Source organism: Methylosinus sp. C49 (genome assembly GCF_009936375.1).
Classification (GTDB): domain Bacteria; phylum Pseudomonadota; class Alphaproteobacteria; order Rhizobiales; family Beijerinckiaceae; genus Methylosinus.
On sequence record NZ_AP022332.1, the window covers coordinates 881,961 to 901,275 of the forward strand.

Annotated in this window: 22 protein-coding genes; 9 read left to right on the plus strand and 13 right to left on the minus strand. The window is 66.4% G+C overall.

Annotated features, from left to right (window positions below; translation table 11 throughout):
• Positions 1 to 21: 21 nt before the first annotated feature.
• A complete protein-coding gene (locus GYH34_RS04085) occupies positions 22 to 789 on the minus strand; it encodes a transporter substrate-binding domain-containing protein (RefSeq protein WP_161912477.1) in 768 nt (255 codons plus the stop codon).
• Positions 786 to 1,826 carry a GTP 3',8-cyclase MoaA gene (moaA, locus tag GYH34_RS04090; RefSeq protein WP_161912478.1) on the minus strand — a complete coding sequence of 347 codons (1,041 nt, stop codon included), beginning with the start codon at positions 1,824 to 1,826 and terminating at the stop codon, positions 786 to 788. The genes GYH34_RS04085 and moaA overlap by 4 nt, the downstream gene beginning before the upstream one ends.
• 139 nt (positions 1,827 to 1,965) lie before the next feature.
• Between moaA and GYH34_RS04095 the strand changes: the two genes are divergently transcribed.
• Positions 1,966 to 2,343: a DUF971 domain-containing protein gene (locus tag GYH34_RS04095; protein WP_161912479.1), complete on the plus strand. Its 378-nt coding sequence runs from the start codon at positions 1,966 to 1,968 to the stop codon at positions 2,341 to 2,343.
• A 62-nt stretch (positions 2,344 to 2,405) separates the two neighbouring features.
• On the opposite strand, the gene GYH34_RS04100 is transcribed toward GYH34_RS04095, so the two are convergent.
• The 4 genes from GYH34_RS04100 to GYH34_RS04115 form a co-directional block, all read right to left on the minus strand.
• Positions 2,406 to 2,990 (minus strand): L,D-transpeptidase, encoded by a 585-nt coding sequence (locus tag GYH34_RS04100; RefSeq protein ID WP_174242360.1) that lies wholly within the window; start codon positions 2,988 to 2,990, stop codon positions 2,406 to 2,408.
• Positions 2,991 to 3,220: 230 nt separating this feature from the next.
• The gene (locus tag GYH34_RS04105) at positions 3,221 to 3,631 is read right to left on the minus strand and encodes a MucR family transcriptional regulator (RefSeq protein ID WP_161912480.1); all 411 of its coding nucleotides are present in this window, start codon (positions 3,629 to 3,631) and stop codon (positions 3,221 to 3,223) included.
• Between the two features lie 377 nt (positions 3,632 to 4,008).
• The gene (locus GYH34_RS04110) at positions 4,009 to 5,538 is read right to left on the minus strand and encodes an FAD-dependent oxidoreductase (RefSeq protein ID WP_161914878.1); all 1,530 of its coding nucleotides are present in this window, start codon (positions 5,536 to 5,538) and stop codon (positions 4,009 to 4,011) included.
• A 95-nt stretch (positions 5,539 to 5,633) separates the two neighbouring features.
• On the minus strand, positions 5,634 to 5,834 hold the full coding sequence (locus GYH34_RS04115) for a hypothetical protein (RefSeq protein WP_161912481.1): 201 nt from the start codon (positions 5,832 to 5,834) through the stop codon (positions 5,634 to 5,636).
• A 244-nt stretch (positions 5,835 to 6,078) separates the two neighbouring features.
• On the opposite strand from GYH34_RS04115, the gene GYH34_RS04120 reads away from it, so the two are divergent.
• Together GYH34_RS04120 and GYH34_RS04125 are read left to right on the plus strand one after the other, a co-directional pair.
• Positions 6,079 to 6,597: a CDP-archaeol synthase gene (locus GYH34_RS04120; protein WP_244635263.1), complete on the plus strand. Its 519-nt coding sequence runs from the start codon at positions 6,079 to 6,081 to the stop codon at positions 6,595 to 6,597.
• A 100-nt stretch (positions 6,598 to 6,697) separates the two neighbouring features.
• Positions 6,698 to 7,576 carry a c-type cytochrome gene (locus GYH34_RS04125; protein WP_244635264.1) on the plus strand — a complete coding sequence of 293 codons (879 nt, stop codon included), beginning with the start codon at positions 6,698 to 6,700 and terminating at the stop codon, positions 7,574 to 7,576.
• 18 nt (positions 7,577 to 7,594) lie between these two features.
• Here GYH34_RS04125 and GYH34_RS04130 read toward each other — a convergent pair whose 3' ends face one another.
• Both GYH34_RS04130 and GYH34_RS04135 read right to left on the minus strand, forming a co-directional pair.
• On the minus strand, positions 7,595 to 8,419 hold the full coding sequence (locus GYH34_RS04130; protein ID WP_244635265.1) for a serine protease: 825 nt from the start codon (positions 8,417 to 8,419) through the stop codon (positions 7,595 to 7,597).
• A gap of 64 nt (positions 8,420 to 8,483) precedes the next feature.
• Positions 8,484 to 9,443 (minus strand): metallophosphoesterase, encoded by a 960-nt coding sequence (locus tag GYH34_RS04135; RefSeq protein ID WP_244635266.1) that lies wholly within the window; start codon positions 9,441 to 9,443, stop codon positions 8,484 to 8,486.
• 222 nt (positions 9,444 to 9,665) lie between these two features.
• Between GYH34_RS04135 and GYH34_RS04140 the strand changes: the two genes are divergently transcribed.
• Together GYH34_RS04140 and GYH34_RS04145 are read left to right on the plus strand one after the other, a co-directional pair.
• Positions 9,666 to 10,187 (plus strand): Hsp20/alpha crystallin family protein, encoded by a 522-nt coding sequence (locus GYH34_RS04140; protein WP_161912482.1) that lies wholly within the window; start codon positions 9,666 to 9,668, stop codon positions 10,185 to 10,187.
• Between the two features lie 64 nt (positions 10,188 to 10,251).
• Positions 10,252 to 11,202: an endonuclease/exonuclease/phosphatase family protein gene (locus tag GYH34_RS04145; protein ID WP_161912483.1), complete on the plus strand. Its 951-nt coding sequence runs from the start codon at positions 10,252 to 10,254 to the stop codon at positions 11,200 to 11,202.
• Positions 11,203 to 11,208: 6 nt separating this feature from the next.
• Here GYH34_RS04145 and GYH34_RS04150 read toward each other — a convergent pair whose 3' ends face one another.
• Positions 11,209 to 11,610: a DUF3775 domain-containing protein gene (locus tag GYH34_RS04150; RefSeq protein ID WP_018267618.1), complete on the minus strand. Its 402-nt coding sequence runs from the start codon at positions 11,608 to 11,610 to the stop codon at positions 11,209 to 11,211.
• 3 nt (positions 11,611 to 11,613) lie between these two features.
• Positions 11,614 to 12,225: a nicotinamidase gene (locus GYH34_RS04155; RefSeq protein ID WP_161912484.1), complete on the minus strand. Its 612-nt coding sequence runs from the start codon at positions 12,223 to 12,225 to the stop codon at positions 11,614 to 11,616.
• 26 nt (positions 12,226 to 12,251) lie between these two features.
• On the opposite strand from GYH34_RS04155, the gene GYH34_RS04160 reads away from it, so the two are divergent.
• The gene (locus tag GYH34_RS04160; RefSeq protein ID WP_161912485.1) at positions 12,252 to 13,259 is read left to right on the plus strand and encodes a hypothetical protein; all 1,008 of its coding nucleotides are present in this window, start codon (positions 12,252 to 12,254) and stop codon (positions 13,257 to 13,259) included.
• On the opposite strand, the gene GYH34_RS04165 is transcribed toward GYH34_RS04160, so the two are convergent.
• Genes GYH34_RS04165 through GYH34_RS04175 form a run of 3 tightly spaced genes read right to left on the minus strand, consistent with a single transcriptional unit; the run spans position 13,243 to position 16,786 of the window.
• Complete coding sequence (locus tag GYH34_RS04165; protein WP_161912486.1) at positions 13,243 to 14,610, minus strand: nicotinate phosphoribosyltransferase; 1,368 nt, start codon at positions 14,608 to 14,610, stop codon at positions 13,243 to 13,245. The genes GYH34_RS04160 and GYH34_RS04165 overlap by 17 nt on opposite strands.
• Positions 14,607 to 16,127, minus strand: a complete 1,521-nt coding sequence (gene prs / locus GYH34_RS04170; protein ID WP_161912487.1) for a ribose-phosphate diphosphokinase — start codon at positions 16,125 to 16,127, stop codon at positions 14,607 to 14,609. Before prs ends, GYH34_RS04165 begins: the two co-directional genes overlap by 4 nt.
• Positions 16,124 to 16,786 (minus strand): alpha/beta hydrolase, encoded by a 663-nt coding sequence (locus GYH34_RS04175; RefSeq protein WP_161912488.1) that lies wholly within the window; start codon positions 16,784 to 16,786, stop codon positions 16,124 to 16,126. The genes prs and GYH34_RS04175 overlap by 4 nt, the downstream gene beginning before the upstream one ends.
• Before the next feature lie 111 nt (positions 16,787 to 16,897).
• Between GYH34_RS04175 and GYH34_RS04180 the strand changes: the two genes are divergently transcribed.
• From GYH34_RS04180 to ald, 3 genes are all read left to right on the plus strand, one after another.
• Positions 16,898 to 17,464, plus strand: a complete 567-nt coding sequence (locus GYH34_RS04180) for a cold shock domain-containing protein (RefSeq protein WP_161912489.1) — start codon at positions 16,898 to 16,900, stop codon at positions 17,462 to 17,464.
• Between the two features lie 72 nt (positions 17,465 to 17,536).
• The gene (locus GYH34_RS04185; RefSeq protein WP_161912490.1) at positions 17,537 to 18,184 is read left to right on the plus strand and encodes a phosphoribosyltransferase family protein; all 648 of its coding nucleotides are present in this window, start codon (positions 17,537 to 17,539) and stop codon (positions 18,182 to 18,184) included.
• Between the two features lie 12 nt (positions 18,185 to 18,196).
• Positions 18,197 to 19,315 carry an alanine dehydrogenase gene (gene ald / locus GYH34_RS04190; RefSeq protein ID WP_161914883.1) on the plus strand — a complete coding sequence of 373 codons (1,119 nt, stop codon included), beginning with the start codon at positions 18,197 to 18,199 and terminating at the stop codon, positions 19,313 to 19,315.

Consider the following 19,315-nt stretch of genomic DNA (forward strand, 5'->3'; position numbering starts at 1 on the left):
CCCGAGGCCCGCCGCCGCCGCTCAGCGTATGTCGAAATCGAAATATTTGCTGCGGATTGCGCGATAGCTTCCATCGGCGACGATGGCGTCGAGCGCGGCGTCTATCGCGCTCTTCAGCTCCGTGGCGCCTTTGCGCAGGCCATAGCCGAAGCCGCCGCCGAAATAGGCCGCGTCTTGCGGCAGATCGGCGATGATGCGGCAGCAGCGTCCTTCCTTGCGCTCGCGCAGAAAATCCATGGCCGCGAGCTTGTCCTCCGCGACGACGTCCACGCGCCCCTCGGCGAGGTCCAGCATGGCCGCTTCGAGCGTGGCGTATCGTTGCACCTCGCTCTCCTTGAGCTTGTCCTCCGCATAGGCCTGTTGCGGCCCATCCGCGACGACGCCGATGCGCGCGCCCTGCAGCGCTTTCGGGTCGGCGCTCGCGAGAGCCGATTGCCGCTGCGCGATCAGCGCCGAGGGCGTATGCGCATAGGGCTTGGAGAAGTCGATTCTGCGCTGCCGCTCCTCGCTTATCTCCATGGCGGAGGCGACGAGATCATATTGACGGTTCTCGAGCCCGAGGACGAGGCTCTCCCATTCCTGGGTGACAAAGACGCAATCGGCCTCGATGCGGCGGCAGATCTCGCGCGTCAGATCGATCTCGAATCCGGCGAGCTGATTATTGGCGTCGAGATAGTTGAAGGGCGGCCGCGCGCCTTCGCTGGCGATGCGCAAATGGCGCGGCTCGGCGGCGGCCGGGCAGAGAAGAAGGGCGATGGCCGCCGCGGCGGTGGCGAGGCGCCGTATCATCCCCCGGTCGTGCTCATATGCCGCGTGACGGCCGGCGCGCGCGTCGAGCGGTCGATGATGAAATCATGGCCCTTGGGCTTGCGGGCGATCGCCTCGTCTATGGCGGCGTTGAGCGAGGCGTCGGTCGGATCGGCGCGCAGCGGCGCGCGCAGATCGGCGGCGTCCTCCTGGCCGAGGCACATGAACAGAGTGCCGGTGCAGGTGACGCGCACGCGATTGCAGGATTCGCAGAAATTATGCGAGAGCGGCGTGATGAAGCCGACGCGCCCGCCGGTCTCGGCGACGCGCATGTAGCGGGCCGGGCCGCCGCTGCGATAGTCGATCTCCGTGAGCGTGAAGCGCTCGGCGAGACGCTCGCGGACCAAGGTCAGCGGGATATATTGATCGACGCGCTCGCCGCCGTCGATCTCGCCGAGCGGCATCACCTCGATGAAGGTCATGTCCATGCCGCGCTCATGGGCGAAGCGCGTCAGCGCGACGAACTCGTCCTCATTGACGCCCTTCAGCGCCACGGCGTTGAGCTTCACCTCGAGGCCCGCGCGCAGCGCCGCGTCGACGCCGGCGAGAACGCGCTCATGGTCGCCGGTGCGCGTCAATTGTCGGAAACGCTCCCGATCCAGAGTGTCGAGCGAGACATTGACGCGCTTGACGCCGCAATCGACCAGCGCCTGCGCGAAGCGCTCGAGCTGCGAGCCGTTGGTGGTGAGCGTCAGCTCCTCCAGCCGGCCGGAGAGGAGATGGCGCGAGAGACGCTCGAACAGCGAGAGAATGTCGCGGCGCATCAAAGGCTCGCCGCCGGTGATGCGCAGCTTGCGCGTCCCCCGCTCGATGAAGGCCGTGCAGAGCCGGTCCAGCTCCTCCAGCGTCAGCAGATCGCGGCGGGGCAAAAATTGCATATGCTCGGACATGCAGTAGACGCAGCGGAAATCGCAACGATCCGTCACCGAGACGCGCAGGTAGGAGACGGCCCGCCCGAACGGGTCGACGAGCGGAGCGGGGGCCGTGGGATCATAGGCGATTTTCGGATGCGGATTCATATAGTCGACCGTTTGCGGCGTCCCGTCCTGCGTATAGGCTCCAAAGGAGGTTCCTATATATTGACGGAATGGCTGCGCGTGAAGCCCCAAGCAATGGATGCGCCGGGCGGACGGCCGACCAGACGATCGGGAGACGAGAATGGCCGACGCGGATATTTGGCCCAGCGAGATACGCCTTTTAGAAGAGGGGCGGAAGCTCAAAGTGAGCTTCGAGAATGGCGCGAGCTTCGATCTTTCTGCCGAGCATTTGCGGGTGCGCAGCCCCTCGGCCGAGGTGCAGGGCCATTCGCCGGAGGAGCGCAAGACCGTGGGCGGCAAGCGCAATGTCGCCATAATCGGCGTCGCGCCGGTCGGCCATTATGCCGTGCGGCTGGATTTCGACGATCTCCACAACACCGGCATCTACACTTGGGGCTATCTCCACGAGCTCGGCGCCGGCGGCGCGGCGGATTTCGCCGCTTATGAGCAGGAGCTCGCGGAACAGGGCCTCGATCGGGACCGTCCGGGCGAACGATGAAAAAAGCGCGCCGGACCCTTTCGGGCGGCGCGCATTTTCGTGGCGGGCAGGACGATCGGCGATCAGCGGGTGACGATGACCCGCGCGCCGACGCGCACGCGCTCGTAGAGATCGACGACATCCTCATTGGTCATGCGGATGCAGCCGGAGGAGACGGCCTGGCCGATGGTCTCGGGCTCGTTGGAGCCGTGGATGCGGTAGAGCGAGCCGCCGAGATACATGGCCCGCGCGCCGAGCGGATTGGTGAGGCCGCCCTGCATATGGCGCGGCAGGTCGGGGCGGCGGCGCAGCATTTGCGCGGGCGGCGTCCAATCCGGCCATTCGCGCTTGCTGGAGACGACGCGGGTCCCGGTCCATTCGAAGCCCGGCCGGCCGACGCCGACGCCATAGCGGATCGCCTGATTATTGCCGAGAACGTAATAGAGCCGCCGCTCATTGGTCGAGACGACGATGGTGCCGGGCGAGTAGCCGCCGGGATAGGACACGATCTCGCGGGCGACGGCGGTCGCCTGCGGCCGGCCGTCGGCCGGCTGCTGCTGTCCACGCGGACTCAAATCGAACAATCCAGCCAAGCCCCCTGTTTCGTACGCAGACCCGGCCGAGCAACCCATGAATGAAATGCACAGAGCAACTGCGATACGCCGCATGAGCTTCCCCCATTCGCCTCAAGTGACAACAATCGAGCGGCCACGGCCGCCGAAGCGGCCGCGTTGCGAAGCCGGACGCGGGTCCGGCGTCGTTTCCTCGCACACCCTCGCTCTAGGCGAAAGCGGGCGGAAAGAATTTAAAAATGCGGTGTGGACGAAGCGGCTGCGGCGTGGCCTGCGGCCTATGGGGCGCGCCGAGCTCGCGGCGCGCCTTCGTCGGTCGTCTTGGATCAGCGGCCGCCGCGGCGGCGGCGCTGCTGGCCGAGGCCCATCTGCTTGGCGAGGGTGGAGCGCGCCTTGGCGTAATTCGGAGCGACCATCGGATAATCGGCCGCGAGGCCCCACTTCTCGCGATATTCTTCCGGCGAAAGACCGTATTGCGTGCGCAGATGGCGCTTGAGAGACTTGAACTTCTTGCCGTCCTCCAGGCAGACGATGAAGTCGTTCGTCACCGACTTGCGCACCGAAATGGCGGGCTTGGGCGCTTCCGCCGGCTCGACGACGACGCCGGAGCCGACCCGCATGAGCGCGCCATAGACTTCGTTGATGAGGCCCGGAAGATCGCCGGCGGGAACCGAATTATTGCTCACATAGGCGGAAACGATGTCGGCCGCGAGTTCGATGTTGTTCGTCGATGTCATCTCTTCACTCTTCACTTTCTCGTTTCGGCGCCGGAAGTCCTGACACGGCGCGGTCGACGGGGCGAAGCCCGGCAAGCTCGGGGCGGGCAAGTCAGCGCCGTTTCGACCGCAAAGACATTTGCGGGTATACATCAATGCTCTACCCCTCGCAACTAATTCCTAACCAAGCGTCACTAAATCTGGGCATAAATATTTGTCGCGACTGCTACGTAGAACTACGCTCGAAAATCGAGCGGTCGTCGACGTCGCCGTTTGACTTGCTCGGCCAGGCTGTGGGCGCGTCCACGAAAGAACCGGCATGGCTCGCTAGAAGAATGGGCCGAGCGCATATCTCGAATCGAAGTCGAAAGCCGCGTCCGCGCGCCGACTATGCTCGCTCAACCACCGGTGGACGCTTCCATCTGGGCTTCCACGCGCAGATTGTCCAGATCGCGGCCGATCGTCGCTGTCGCCATTCTGTGATCGCGGCAGAAATAGGTGACGATGCAATCCCTCTTCTCGAGGTCGCCGACGATCTCGACGCGATCCCAAGCGCCGGCGTGCCCGACATAGGCGATGGTCAGGTCGTAATGACGGCTCCAGAAGAAGGGCGGCGCCTCGAAGGGCTCTTTCGCGCCGAGAATATTGCGCGCCGCCGTCTGCCCTTGGCGCTCGGCGGTGACGAAATGCTCGATCCTGATCCGCTCGCCGCTGCGGCGATCCGGCCAGCGCGCGATATCGCCGGCGGCGAAGACGTTCGGAGCGCTGGTTTCGAGATATTCATCGACGAGAACGCCGCGATCGACGGCGAGCCCGGCCTCCTCGGCGAGCGTCGTGAGCGGGCGCACGCCGACGCCGACGACGACGAGATCCGCCGGAACGCGCGCGCCGCTCGCCAGAGCGACATGATCCTCGCCGATGGCGACGACGCTCTCGCAAAGATGAAAGACGACGCCATGCGCCTCATGCGTCGCGCGCACCAGCCGGCCTATGTCCTCGCCGAGAGTCTTCTGCATCGGCGTCGCGTCCGGCGCCACGACATGGACCTCGAGCCCGCGCTCGCGCAGCGCCGCGGCGGTCTCGAGGCCGATGAAGCTCGCGCCGATCACCGCGACGCGCGTGGCCCGCGCCGCCGCGGCGATGAGCGCGCGGCTGTCGGCGAGGCTGCGCAGATAATGCACATGCGGGAGCTCTGCGCCGGGAATTGTCAGGCGCACCGGCTCGGCGCCGGTCGCCAGCAGCAGCGCGTCATAGCGTAGCGGCTCGCCATGCTCGAGGGACACCAGCCGCGCGCGGGGGTCGATCGCGCGCACTTTCGTCGCCAGCAGCAGCTCGATGCGGCGCTCCTCGTAATAGGCGCGCGGGCGCAGCGGCAGCCAATCTTCCGGCGCCGAGCCGGCGAGATAATCTTTCGACAGATTGGGGCGGTCATAGGGGGCGGCGGCGTCGGCGCTGACCATGACCAACGAGCCGGAATAGCCTTCCTCGCGCAGCTCATGGGCGGCGGCGAGCCCGGCCGCTCCGCCGCCGACGATGACGACGCGTCCGAGCGTCGGCGGCGCCGCGCGCTCTGGCGCCTGGAGGGCGATCTTCTCCATGGCGAAGAGGAGATCGCCACGCTTTTCGGCGCGCCAGCAGGGAATGGGATCGAGAGCCGGCGCCCGCAGCGCGCGTCCGTCGCGGAGGCTGAAACAGGCGTGATGCCAGGGGCAGCGGATGGTGTCGGCGACGACCAGCCCCTCGCCGAGCGGACCCTGATAATGGGTGCAGGCGGAGCCGATGATGGAGAATTCATCGCCGCACCGGATGAGCAGCGCCGGCTCGGCGCCGACTCGACCGGGGAGAATGGCGCCGTCGGCCATATCGGCGACGCTGACGCCGAGCGAGAAATCGGGGCCATCGGCCGCTGCTGCGCCGCCTTCGCCCATGACCGGCCTCGAGGAATGCAGGCTCCCGCGCGGCGGGATATCGCAGCTCATGTAGAGAGGCGCGTCTGCTCCGACAAGGATGCGCCGCGCGAAACCTATCCGGCGCAGCCGTGCTCGCCGCGGCTGCGCAAATGCCGCGCGACGATCCTCTCGGCCTCCTCGAGATCGGCGAACACGGCGCCCTCGAGCGCGGCCAGCGCCCCTGAGGCGCCGCAAAATCTCTTGCATTCGCCCTCGGTCACCAAAAGTCCGACGGCGATCTGATCGACGAAGACGAAATCGACATTGCTCGGCATGGACGCCCTCGAGGCCTTCGAAACCAATCTAATTCGCTGAAAACCGGAAGCGCCTCCCCGATCGATCGGAAGCCCGCCTCCAGCGAGAGAATCTAGAGCGTCGTTCCATAAGTCAACAATATTAGTAGAATATCGGACCGCATGACGGCGCGGCCGCGTCCACTATATGCCGAGGGAGCCATGAGCCCTGGCGTGTTCTGCGAGGAAGGGACATGGCGACGATGGAACATGGCGACGATGGAACATGGCGAGGATGGAACATGGCGAGGACGGGATGGATGGCGCCCTGATTCTCCGCTTGCTGCTTCTGCTGATCGTCGCCAATGGCGCGCCGGTGCTCGGAAAAAGGCTGCTCGGCGACGTCTTCGCCAGCCCCTTGGACGGCGGCGCCCGCTTCTTCGACGGACGCCCGCTGCTCGGCCCCGCCAAGACCTGGCGGGGTCTTCTTCTCGCCGTTCTCGCCGCCGCAGGCTGCGCGCCGCTGGTCGGCTTTCCCGCTCATCTCGGCGCATTGCTCGGCGCTTTCGCCATGGCGGGCGATCTTTTCTCGAGCTTCGTCAAGCGCCGGCTCGGCCTTCCCTCCAGCAGCCGCGCGCCGGGGCTCGACCAAATTCCCGAGGCGCTGCTCCCGCTTCTCGCCATCGCCGCCCCGGCCCGCCTCGGAGCCGGGGAGATCGTCATCGTCACCGGCCTGTTCTTTTTCGGCTCGCAGGCGCTCTCACGGCTCATGTTCGATCTGCGTGTCCGCGAGCGACCGTTCTGACAGCGGGACAAATCGCCCGCGCAATCGAGACTTTTTTGAAATGAAGCGCGCCTCGGCGCCGCCTATGTTGGCGAGACATTCTCGAGCTATCGGATAGGCTGTGCACTCCACTTCTGCTCTCGCATGGGCGCGTTCTCTGGCGTGTCGCGCCTTGCTGCCGCTCTGCCTCGCCGCCCCGGCAGCCGCCGCCGATATCGATCGCGGCCGTTATCTCGTCGAGGCGCTCACCGCTTGCGACAATTGCCACACGCCGCGCGGCCCCGACGGCTATCGGCCCGACAAGCGCTTTTCCGGCGGCTCGCAGACTTTCAATGGCGAGACTTACAGCGTGCGCGGCCCGAATATCTCGTCGGACGCCGCGACCGGAATCGGCTCCTGGAGCGATGAGCGGCTGACGGCGGCGATCATCGCCGGCGTCGGGCCGGAGGGGCGTCTCGCGCCGGCCATGCCGTCGGAATATTACCGCATATTGACCGCGCGCGATCTCGAGGCGGTCATCGCCTTTCTGCGCACGGCTGCGCCGGTGGAGTCCGCGCGGCCGGCGCAGCGCCGCGACGGCGAGCAGAAGACCGAGACCTTTCCCGGCGCCGAGGCGCCTTTCGAGGAGAGCGCGCTCGACGATCCGCTGCGGCGCGGCTTTTACGTTGCGACCCTGGCGCGCTGCATGGAATGCCACAGCGGCGAGACCAATGGCGCGCTCGACCATAAGCAAAAGCTCGGCGCCGGCGGCAAGCTGTTCCGCACGCCGGCGGGGGTGGCGGTCGGCGCCAATATCACCCAGCATCCGACTGCGGGCATCGGCGCCTGGAGCGACGCGGAGATCAAGGCCGCCATCGTCGCCGGCGTCGGCCGCGACGGCAAGCCGCTGAAGCCGACCATGGCCAATCTCTCCAAGGCGCATTTCTCGAAGATGACGCCGCGCGATCTCGATGCGCTCATTCTCTGGCTGCGCACGATTCCGCCACGCGCGGGGCCGTGAGCCGTTTCGCGAGGCGCTCTAGCGCGCGTCCGCCCGAAGGTTGGCGCGAATAGCGTCCAGCAATTCGCCCTCGAACAGCAGCGCCATGCCGAAATGGCGCTCCATGTCGAAATCGCGGCGCGAATTCATGTCCAGCGAGGCGCTATGCATGGCGATGAGCCGTCCATCGTCGGCGAAAATTCCCGAGCCCGAGCCGCCATAGCCGTCGTTGCAATCATGCCGCGCGCGGCGAATTCCCGCCTCCGTCGGCGCGTCGATCTGGCGAATCTGGCATTCTTCTATGCTGGTCGCGCGGCGGAAATTGGAGTGGCCGGCCGGCGACACCATCACCACGCGCAGAGTCTCGACGCCGGTCGGCAGCGCCGGCCCGTCGGGGATCGGCTGCGGCGCTATATCGGCGTCCACGGGATCGCGCAGGCGCACCAGCGCCCAATCATCGGTGATGTTCAGCGATTTGGCGTCGCGCGCGAAGCCGAAGCGCAGGCTGTCGATGTCGAAGGCGTATTCCTTCTCGCCGATGGAGAAAGCGCAATCGTCTATGGGATGCGTCGGCCGCAGCTTGCGATCGACGAAATTATGCGCGTTGAGCACGACGAGGCCGCGGTCGCCGATCAGCCAAGCGGCGGCGGCGCGTTCCGGCACGCCTTCCTCCGTCCGGCATGTCAGCACGCCGGCGCCCGGATAACGGCGAAAATCCTCCTCCGCCATGAAGCGCCGCGCCTCTCGCGGATAGAGCGCCGCCACGGCCGCGGCGGCGCTGGCCGCGAGCAGCAGGGCCGCGCCGATCGCCGTCCGAAAGCCTCGAAGGCCTGCGTCCGCAATTCGCCCTCCGCCTCGCATCATCCGCTCTCTCCTTCACGCCTCTGTCATATTCTAGCGGCGGATGCGAAGCGCGACCAGATGTGTCTCAGGCGGCCCGCAGCCGATGCAAGGTGATCTCCGGCGGACAATTGAACCGCACCGGCAGCACGGAGGAGCCGGCGCCGACAGACGTATAGCCTTGCATGTCGTGATATCGCCAAGCGCCGGCGCCATAGGCGCGCGGCAGCACGGAGTCGAGCGTGAGCGCGACGCCGCCCGGCAGGCAGATCTGCCCGCCATGCGTATGGCCGGCGAGCAGAACATCGAAGCCCGCATGCGCCGCCTGACGGAAAATCTCCGGCGTATGCGAGAGTAGCAGAGAGAACTCGCCTTGCGGAATCGCCTCGCCGGCCTTGGCGATATTGTCGACGCGAAAATAATGCGCGTCGTCGACTCCGGCGATATGAAGGCGCGCGCCGTCGCGGACGAATGTCTCGCATTCATTGAGCAGAACGCGCATTCCCATTTGCTCGAGGCCCGGCGTCATCAATATCGTGTCGTGATTGCCGAGCACGGCGAGGATCGGCGCGCGCAAAGCCGCGCGCAGCTCCGCCATGCCGTCCAACGCCGCCGTGTGGGACCCATGCGTCGCACCACGATAATCGCCGGTGAGCACGCAGAGATCATAGGCGAGATCGGCGACCATCGCGCGCAGCCGCGCCATCGCGCCCGGACACATATCGACATGCAGATCGCTCAAATGCAGAATGGCGAAGCCGTCGAAGGCGCGCGGCAGCCGCGCGCTGACGATCTCATTCTCGCGCAGCGCGAGCTTTTCCGCATTGGCGAGACCGCGGCGGTAGAGTCCGACGGCGGTGAGCGCGATGCGGATCAGTACCGGAGAGGCCGCGAGATTCTCAGGGTGAAAGAAATTGAGGCCCTGGCCGAAGATTTGCGCTTCATGGTCGCGCTCTATGCCGAGCCTCTGGCGCGCATGCAGCCGTCCGAGCCGCGCCTCCAGCGCCCGCATTATGTCGTCCTCGGTCGGCGTCGGCTCGTCGGACATGTCGCAGCTCCATTAGGAGCAATATAAATGGCCGCGACAATTTGCCTATGGCGTCGCGCCACAGCGAAAGCCTGCGCTTTCGTTCACTTCGCGTCGCATCCCCGGTCCGCCGACGCAATGCGCCGATTGCCTTTTCGCGCGGCGCTCCTACGTCACAGGCGTCGCGCGAGCGCGCCGACGCGCGCGCCGCGTCGATCGTCCATTTGGATAGAGGAGGCGGAAATGGCGGAAGCGCAGACGAGAGTTCCGGTGAAAGAATCGAAGGAGACGCTGCCGAACTCTGGATTGTTCGACTGGCATCCTCTGGAGACGCTGCGGCGGCAGATCGATCGCTTGTTCGAGGATGCGCCTTTCCAAAAAGGCGCGACGCCCGATCTCGAGCCCTTCGGCCGCTTCGGCATCGGCTGGGCGGCGACGCCCGCGGTCGATCTCGTCGAGAAGGACAAGGAATATCAGATCACCGCTGAGCTTCCCGGCATTGACGAGAAGAATGTCGAGGTGAAGCTTTCCAATGGCTCGCTCATCATCAGCGGCGAGAAGAAGGAGCAGCGCGAGGAGAAGGACAAGGGCTATTTCCTCTCCGAGCGTCGCTATGGCTCCTTCCGTCGCGCCTTTCGCGTGCCGGAGAATGTCGAGTCCGACAAGATCGACGCGACCTTCGCCAAAGGCGTGCTGACCGTGCATCTGCCCAAATCGGCGCAGGCGCAGAAATCCGAGAAGAATATCGATATAAAGGCTGCGTGAGCGGCGACGGCAATCTCCCTCTCCCGCCGCGCGCGGGAGAGGGCGCGAGACGGATTTTCGACGAATGGCGGGCCATTTTCGCCTCGCGACCTTCAACATAGAGAATTTGGACTGGTCGCCGTCGGCGCAGGACGAATTCGATCGGCGCCTCGCCGTGCTGCGTCCGCAGCTCGCGGCGATCGACGCAGATATTCTCTGCCTTCAGGAAGTCGATGCGCAACGCGAGACCGCGCATGCGCCGCGCCGTTTCATCGCGCTCGATCGCCTTGTCGAAGGCGGCGCCTATGAGAATTTCTTCCGGGCGACGACCTCGCGTCCGGGCGGCGATGCGCCCGCCGATATTCACAATCTCGCGCTGCTCTCGCGCTGGCCGATCGTCGAGCGCCGCCAGCTCTATCACGATATCATCGCGCCCTGGCGCTGGACTCCGCCGGCGGAGACGAGCGCTCGGCAGCCGATCGACATTCTGTTCGAGCGGCCCATTCTCTATGCGCGCGTCATGCTACCCGATGGGGCGTCGCTACATGTGCTGAACTTGCATTTGCGCGCGCCGCGCGCCGTGCCGCTGCCGGGCGAGGCGGATCGCAAATCGAGCCGCGCCTTCGCGGAAGGCCAATGGCTCGCCGCGCAAAAGCGCGAGGCGCAGGCGCTGGAGGCGCGGCTTTTCGTCGATCGCATCTTCGATGTCGAGACCGCGCCGCTCATCGCCGTCTGCGGCGATCTCAACTGCGACGCATATGATGCGCCCGCGCGCATTCTCTGGGGCGCGGAGGAGGCCGCGGTGGGGCCGCGGAGCCTCGCCCCGCTCGCGCTGCGCATTGCGGAGCGCGAGCGCTTCACAGTGATTCACGCCGGCCGCAAGACGCTCATCGATCAGATTTTGGCGTCGCCCGCGCTCGCGTCGCGATGTGAGGAGGTCGTGATATCGAATGATGGCCTCGCCGACGAGGCGACGGCGCAAGATCCGATTCTCGGCTCGCTCCACGCGCCGCTCGCCGCGCGCTTTCGTCTCTAGACCAGACTATTGCCGATCGTCCTCGAAGCCTTCGCAGCTCTCGTCGAATTCGTCGAGCCCCGCCTCCAGATAGCTCGCCAGCAGCGGAATGCCGAGCAGATATTTCGAGGTCGGCCCTTTGCGTCGTTCCTTCGCCTGAATGACGGCGGAATCCCAATCATCGGCGGTGAAATCGCCGCGTCCGACCCAGACGAGCGCGACCAGCTCCGCCTGCTCGTCATCGTCCATCGCCTCGATGAACTCGACGAGCTCGCGGCGATTGGGCGACCATCCCTCTTCCGTCAGCACGCTCACGAATTTGTCGTCCGAAGGATTTGAGGCGTCGGGCCGCATTCCCTCGTCTTCGGCCTCCAGCTCGCGCGCTTTGACGATGACGAAACAAACTTTGTCGGTATTGATCTCCGGCATGGCTCACGTCCTCGAGATGTGATCGACGTCATATGGGGCGCGGGACGGCTCGATCACCGTCACGCCGGCGGCGCGCATTTCCGCCCGCGCTCTCTCGCCTCCCTCTCGCGTCACCGGTCGCGTGGCCGCGCGCAGAACGTAAGTCTCGAAACCGAGACGCGCGGCGTCGATCGCGCTGCATTTCACGCAGAAATCCTCGGCGAGACCAACGATGAAAATGCGATCTATCGCCCGGCGGCGCAGCTCTTCGGCAAGGCTGGTGCCGTCGAAATCGGAATATTGCTCGCGCTCCGCGCGCTTGGCCTTGGAGACGAACAAAGCGCCCGGCGGCAGGCGCAGCTCAGGGTGAAATTCCGCGCCTCTGGTGCCGCGCACGCAATGCTGCGGCCATTCGCCGCCCTGTGCGGCAAAGCTCACATGGTCCGGCGGATGCCAGTCGCGCGACACGATGATCTGAGTCCCGGAGCGGCGCGCCTCGTCGATGACCTCATTGACGACCGGGAGAATCTCCTCGGCCTTCGGAACGGCGAGCTTGCCGCCGGAAAAAAAGTCGAGCTGAAGATCGACGATCAGCAGAGCGTCGGTCGAGCGCAGCCCTATCTTCTTTCGTATCATCGCGACCCCCTCCAATGAAGCCGCCTATGTCTTCGCCACAAGACCGAGCGCCGCCCGATCGTCTCGTCGAGGAGCTGAAGCGTCGCCTCGCGCCCCTCGGCGTCGATGTTCTAGAAACACATATGTCGCGCCTGTTCCTCGCGGGAGACCGCGTCTATAAATTGAAGAAGCCCGTGCGCTTCGCTTTCCTGGATTTTTCGACGCAGCGCGCGAGAGAGACAGATTGTCGCGCAGAGCTTCGGCTCAATCGTCGTCTCGCGCCGAATGTCTATCTCGATGTGGTTCCTGTCACACTCGCCGATGGACGCTTGTCGATCGGCGGCGCCGGCGAGATCGTCGATTGGCTCGTCGAGATGAAGCGCCTGCCGGCCGAGCTCATGCTCGATCGTCTGCTGGCGAGCGGCGCTGTCGATACGCGTCGGATCGAGGCGCTCGCAACGCGCCTCGCGAACTTCTACGCCGGCGCTGAACGCTCGACGATTTCCGCGTCGGATTATGTCGCGCGCTTCTTTCGCGAGCAGGCGGAAAATCGACGCATTGTCACCCTGCGCGATTTCGCGCTCGATCATTGCGACGCGATCTCGCTGCTCGATCGCGTCGATCGCCTGCTGGTAGCGCAGACGCCGGCGCTGGAGGCGCGCGTGCGCGAAGGGCGCATCGTCGACGGACATGGCGATCTGCGGCCCGAGCACATCTGCTTTTGCAAGCCGCTGGCGATTTTCGATTGTCTCGAGTTCAACGATGAATTGCGGCAGGTCGATCCTTTCGACGAGCTCGCCTTTCTCGATCTCGAATGCGCTCTGCTCGGCGCGCCGCAAATCGGCGCGGCCATTGTCGAGGCCACGGCGCGGCGCTTGCCTGGGCCGCCACCGCCCGCGCTGTTCGCGCTCTATGGCGCTTCCCGCGCACTACTGCGCGTTCGTCTCTCGCTCGCTCATCTGCTCGAACCCGCGCCGCGTCACAAGGACAAATGGGAGCCGCTCGCGCGCCGCTATCTCGCGCTCGCGCGTGAGCGCCTCACGCGCATCGTGTGAGATGCGGCCGCGCGCGCGGAGCCGTTCGCGTGAGAGAGGCTTCCACCTCGCGCTCATATTCGGCGAGGCGCATGCTGATCGTCACCGGATAGGGACCGGCGCAAGGCCGGAGGCCGCGCACGTCGGCCGGCAGCGCCGCCATCGCCGCGCGCGCATGCTCGCGAATGTCGGCGAGGCTCGGACGCGGCTTCACCGGCTCGCCGTCGCGCATTGCCGGCTCGAGCAATGGAACGCCGGAGTAGCGCTCGTCCTCGCGCGCGATGACGTCGCGCAGCGCGACGCCATCGTGGAATTGGCGGAAGATCTGCTTGCGGCCCGGCAGATTGCGCTTGCCGGGCGAGAGCTTCATGCGCCCCTCACCGGCGAATTCCACGAGCTTATAAGCGATGTCGAGCGCCGGCGCATCGGTGGAAGCCGCCATTTCCGTGCCGACGCCGAATGCGTCGATCGGCGCATGCGCGGCGGCGAGCTTGTCGATGAGCGTTTCGTCGAGTCCGCCGCTCGCGACGATCTCGACGCGCGAGAGCCCGGCTTCGTCCAATATGCGCCGCGCCTGCCGCGACAGCGCATCGAGGTCGCCGGAGTCGAGCCTTATCGCATGCACGTCGAAATCGGCGGCCATCTCCTGCGCCAGCGCGACGATCTTGCGCACGCCTTCCAGCGTATCAAAGGTGTCGACGAGCAGCGTCGCGCCGGGAAACATGCGCGCATAGGCCTCGAAAGCGGCGGCCTCGGAAGGGCAGGCCTCGACGAAGCTGTGCGCCATGGTTCCGGCGACGGCGATGTCATGCGCTCTGCCCGCGGCGAGATCGGAAGTGGCGGCGACGCCGGCGATATGAAAAGCGCGCGCGCCTTTCAGCGCTGCGTCGAAGCCTTGCGCGCGGCGCGCGCCGAAATCGACGATGGCGCGTCCCCGCGCGGCGAAGACCATGCGCGCCGCCTTGGAGGCGAGCATGGTCTGCAGGCCGATCTGATTGAGGATCAGCGTCTCGACGATCTGCGCCTCTCCGATCGGCGCCGTCACTTCGAGAATGGGCTCATTGGCGAAGAAGGGCGTGCCTTCCGGCAGCGCGCGAATGTCGCCGGTGAATCGAAATCGCGCCAGCCAGTCGAGAAACTCGCGCCCGAAGCCGAGCGATGAGAGATAGCGCAAATCATTTTCTTCGAAGCGCAGCTCTTGCAGCTCTCTCAGCACGGCGGCGAGGCCGCAGGCCAGCAGGAAATTGCGCGCCGGCGGCAGGCGCCGCACGAAGAGGCCGAACGTGGCGCGGCGCTCCGCCATGCCGAGCTCGAAATAGGCGCGGAGCATGGCGATCTCATAGAGATCGACGAAGAGAGCATTTGTGGTCATGGGGCGCCTTTCGGACCAGTGTCGAGCAATTCGTCGATGGAGCCGCCGCCATGGAGGCGCGCGATCGCCTTGGCGAGCAGCGGCGCGACGCCGAGCGTCACCATGCGCCCGCGCAAGCGTAGCGCCACCGCCTCGCTCGGCGTGACCGTGTCGGTGACGACGATCTCCTCGATCGGTGCCTCGCGCAGCGTGATCTCGGCGTCGCGCGCGAAGAGGCCGTGCGTCGCGGCGAGGAAGATGCGCGTTGCGCCATTGGCCCTGCAGGCGCGCGCAGCGCGCGCCATCGTGCCGCCGCTGCTGATGAGATCGTCGAGAATGACGACCGCGCGGCCGGCCACATCGCCGGCGAAAATCTCGCCGGCGATCTCGCCCATGCTGCGATGCTTGTCCATGAAGCCCTTCGCCACAGGATGCGCGAGAATTGTCTCGAGGCGCTGGCGGAACAGCTCGGCGCGCTTCTCACCGCCGAGATCGGGAGAGACGATCGCCGCAGGCTCGGCGCCGAGCCGCTGCGCGAAATAGCGCGCGAGCAGAGCCTGCGCGTCGAGCGCGACGGCCTCTATGCGAAAGGCGTTCTCGAAGGCCGCGACATTATGCGCGTCGATCGTGACGATGCGATCGGCGCCGATCGCCTCGAGCAATTGCGCGACATAGCGCGTCGCCACGGGATCGAGCGGCTTGGTGCGGCGATCCTTGCGCGCATAGCAGAGATAGGGCGTGACGGCGGTGACGCGCGCGGCGCCGGCGTCGCGCAGCGCGCCGATGAAGAAGAGAAGGCGCAACAGCTTGTCGGCGCCGCTGTCGCCCGTCTCGCCCTCGAGGCTCGCGAGGACATAGACATCCTTGTCGCGCACGCCGACGAGCGGCCGCGTCTTGCGCTCTTCGTCCTCGAAGCGGCGCTCTTCGTGCGGCGAAAGCGTGATCGCGAGCTCGCGCGCGACGCGCTCGCCGAGAGCGCGGCTGGAGCCGAGCGCGAACAACGTGACTGCTTCTTCTTTCGCCGGAGGCTGCGGCTCATGCGTCGGCGCCGGCGCCTCGTAACGCTGAATGTTCAACGCGCCGAGCACGGCGCCGAGCGCGCCGTCGGCGAGCGCGAGCGGGGCGGCGAGCAGCTCGACGCCGGCGCGGTCGCGGCCCTTCTCGACGAGGGTGAATTCGACGAGCGCAGGCTCGCCGGCGCGCAAGGCTTCGTCGAAGAGGCGGCGCAGGCGCACGGCGCCGCGGCGGTTGGGCGCCTCGCTCAAGCGCGCGCCTTCCGCGACGGCGCCGAGCAGCGGCGCTGCCGCTTTGGCGCCGATGACGATCTCATAATCGCGCGCCTCCGGCACGGCGCGAAAGGCGAAGCCGCCATGACGCAGATCGGCGACGACATCGGCGAAAGTCGGCGCGACGCCGCGGCGTGAGGCGCGCCAATGCTCGAGCGCGCGGCTCGTCTCGACGCCGATCGGCCGCGGCGCGAGATCGATGCGCTCGAAGAGACGCTTCAGATGAGGTTGCGTCTCGGCCAGCGTCGTCATGCGAACCTCTCGCCTCGATCGCGCTGCGCCAATTTCTCGGCCAGCCATTCCGCCGCGAGCGCGGCCGCCTGCTCCAGAGTTCCAGTCTCCTCGAACAAATGTGTCGCGCCTAGCACGACGTCGAGCCGTGCGTCGGGCAAGCGTCTCGCCGCGATGCGATTGAGATTAAGAACTTCGAAATCCAGTCCGCCGACGATGAGCAAAGTCGGCGCGCGCACATGTTCTAGCGCAAGCCCCGCGAGATCGGGGCGTCCGCCGCGCGAGACGATCGCTTTCACCTTTTGCGGCCGCTCCACCGCCGCGACGAGAGCTGCGGCCGCGCCCGTGCTGGCGCCGAAGAGGCCGATCGGCATATTGCGGAGCAGTGGCTCGGTCGCGGTCCAGTCGATCGCCTCGACGACGCGGCTGGCCAGCAAGGGAATGTCGAAGACGTTGCGGCGGTCCTCGGCTTCTTCCTCACTCAGCAGATCCATCAGCAATGTCGCGAGGCGCCTCTCGCGCAGCGCGGCCGCGACGAAGCGATTGCGTGGGCTGAAGCGCGACGAGCCCGAGCCATGCGCGAAGATTATCTGGCCCTGCGCATCTTCTGGAATTGCGAGCGAGCCGCCGAGCCGGCGCGGCCCGACGGCGACCTCGTACTCGGCGATCGGCGTGGTCATGACGCGCATCCTTCCGCCAGCGGAGCGACTTCCTCCGCACGCCCTATCTACCTATCGCGCCGGTCGCGCGAGCGGGGGCGAAATTCGTGTCACGAAAACGGAGGCTCGGCCATGCAGACGACGCCGGAAATCGATTTTCATGGCATGGAGGCTTCTCCGCAGGCGCAGTCGCGCATCGCGCGTCAGATCGACGAGCTGGAGACTCGCTTCGGCCGCGTCACCGCTTGCCGCATCGTGGTCAAGGCGCCGAGCGCGCGTCATCATACGGGCGGGCAATATGAGATCAACATACGCCTCGCTCTGCCGGACGGGCGCGAGGCGATCGTCGAGCGCACGCCGCCGCAGGACGAGCGCTATCAGGATTTCGATTTCGCGCTGAACGACGCCTTCAAGCGCGCGCGTCGCCGGCTGCAGGATCAGGTGCGTCGCCTCGAGGGGCATGTGAAGCAGCATGCCGAGCCCGCGCTCGGCGTCGTGCGCCGGCTGATGCGCGAGGACGGCTATGGATTCCTAGAAGGCGAGAATGGTCGCGAACTCTATTTTCACCGTAATAGCGTCGAAGGCGCGGGCTTCGATGCGCTCGAGCGCGGCGATCGTGTGCGCTATGTGCCTGAAGACGCCGAGGATGGCCCGCAAGCGAGCGCTGTGCGGCCGCTCGGCGAGCGAGCGCCATCGTGAGCGGCCTCTCGCAACGCGGCGGCTCCAGACTATATCGATGGCGTCGCGCATCCGCGCCAGAGCAGGCTCGCCATGCCGTTTCGAGACCGTGACGACGCAGGTCGCCGCCTCGCCGATGCGCTCGCCGCGCATGCCGGCGAAGCTTGCGTCGTCTATGCATTGCCGCGCGGCGGCATTCCTGTCGCCGCGCATATCGCCGAAAGGCTGAAGGCGCCGCTCGATCTCGTGCTGGTGCGCAAGATCGGCGTTCCCTATCAGCCGGAGCTGGCCATGGGGGCGATCGCCAATGGCGGCGCGCCGATCATCGTGCGCAATGAGGATGTGATCGATGCGGCGGAAGTGACGGAGTCCGTCTTCGATTCCGTCTGCGCGCGCGAGCGGGCGGAATTAGAGAGACGGCGCGGAGCCTATCTGCGCGGCAGGACGCGGCCGGATGTCGCCGGCAAGCTCGCTGTCGTCGTCGATGACGGCGTGGCGACCGGCGCGACGACGCGCGCGGCGCTGCGCGCGGTTCGCGCTCTGGAGCCGCGCAAGCTCATTCTCGCCATTCCCGTCGCGCCCACCGATGCGCTCGATCTATTGCGACACGAGGCCGATGAGATCGTCTGCCTCGAGGATTATCGGAGCTTCGGCGCGATCGGCTTCTTCTATGAGAATTTTCGGCAGATCGAGGATGCGGAGGTGATCGAGATTCTCGATCGCTTCTCGCCGCTCGCATGATTGGAGAGCATGATGCGCGTCGGCGCGCCCAAGGAAATCAAGGACAATGAATTTCGCGTCGCGCTGACGCCGGCCGGAGTCTACGAGCTCGTGCAGCGCGGGCATTTCGTCATGGTGGAGAGCGGCGCCGGCGTCGGCGCCGGTATCTCGGACGGCGATTTTCAGACGGCGGGCGCCGCGCTGGTGGAAGGGCCGGAAGCGATTTTCGCATCCGCCGATCTCATCGTGAAGGTGAAGGAGCCGTTGGCGCAGGAGCGTGCGCGATTGCGGCCGGGGCAGCTGTTGTTCGCCTATCTGCATCTCGCCGCCGATCGCGCGCAGGCGCTCGATCTCATGCGCTCCGGCGCGATCTGCATCGCTTATGAGACCGTGACCTCTCCCTTCGGCGGTCTGCCGCTGCTGACGCCCATGTCGGAGATCGCCGGTCGGCTGGCGCCGCAGGCGGGGGCGCGCTGTCTCGAGAAATCCATGGGCGGACGCGGCGTTCTGCTCGCCGGCGCGCCGGGCGCGCCGCCGGCCGAGGTGATGATTCTCGGCGCCGGGACAGTCGGAACGCAGGCGACGATGATCGCGCTCGGCATGGGCGCGAGCGTCATTGTCGCCGATCGCGGCGCAGAGCCGCTGCGGCGCCTCTCCGCGCGCTTCGGCAATGCGCCGCGCACCGTTTTCTCGACGCCGACGGCGATCGCCGAGCTGGTGCGGCGCGCCGATCTCGTCATCGGCGCGGCGCTGGTTCCGGGCGCGGCGGCGCCCAAGCTCGTCAGCCGCGGCATGGTCGCGGGCATGAAGGCCGGCGCCGTCATCGTCGATGTGGCGATCGATCAAGGCGGCTGCTGCGAGACCTCGCGGCCGACGACTCATTCCGATCCCACCTATGTCGTCGATGGCGTCGTGCATTATTGCGTGACCAACATGCCGGGCGCCGTGCCGCGCACCTCCACATTCGCGCTGGCCAGCGCGACCTTGCCTTTCGTGCTCGCGCTCGCGGACAAAGGGCTCGGCGCCTTGCGCGAGGATCCGCATCTCGCCGCGGGCCTCACAGTGGCGCGCGGCGAGATCGTCAACGCAGCCGTGGCGGCGGCGCTCGGCCTCGCTGTCGCGCCGGCGGAGAAATTCACGACAGGAGTATGA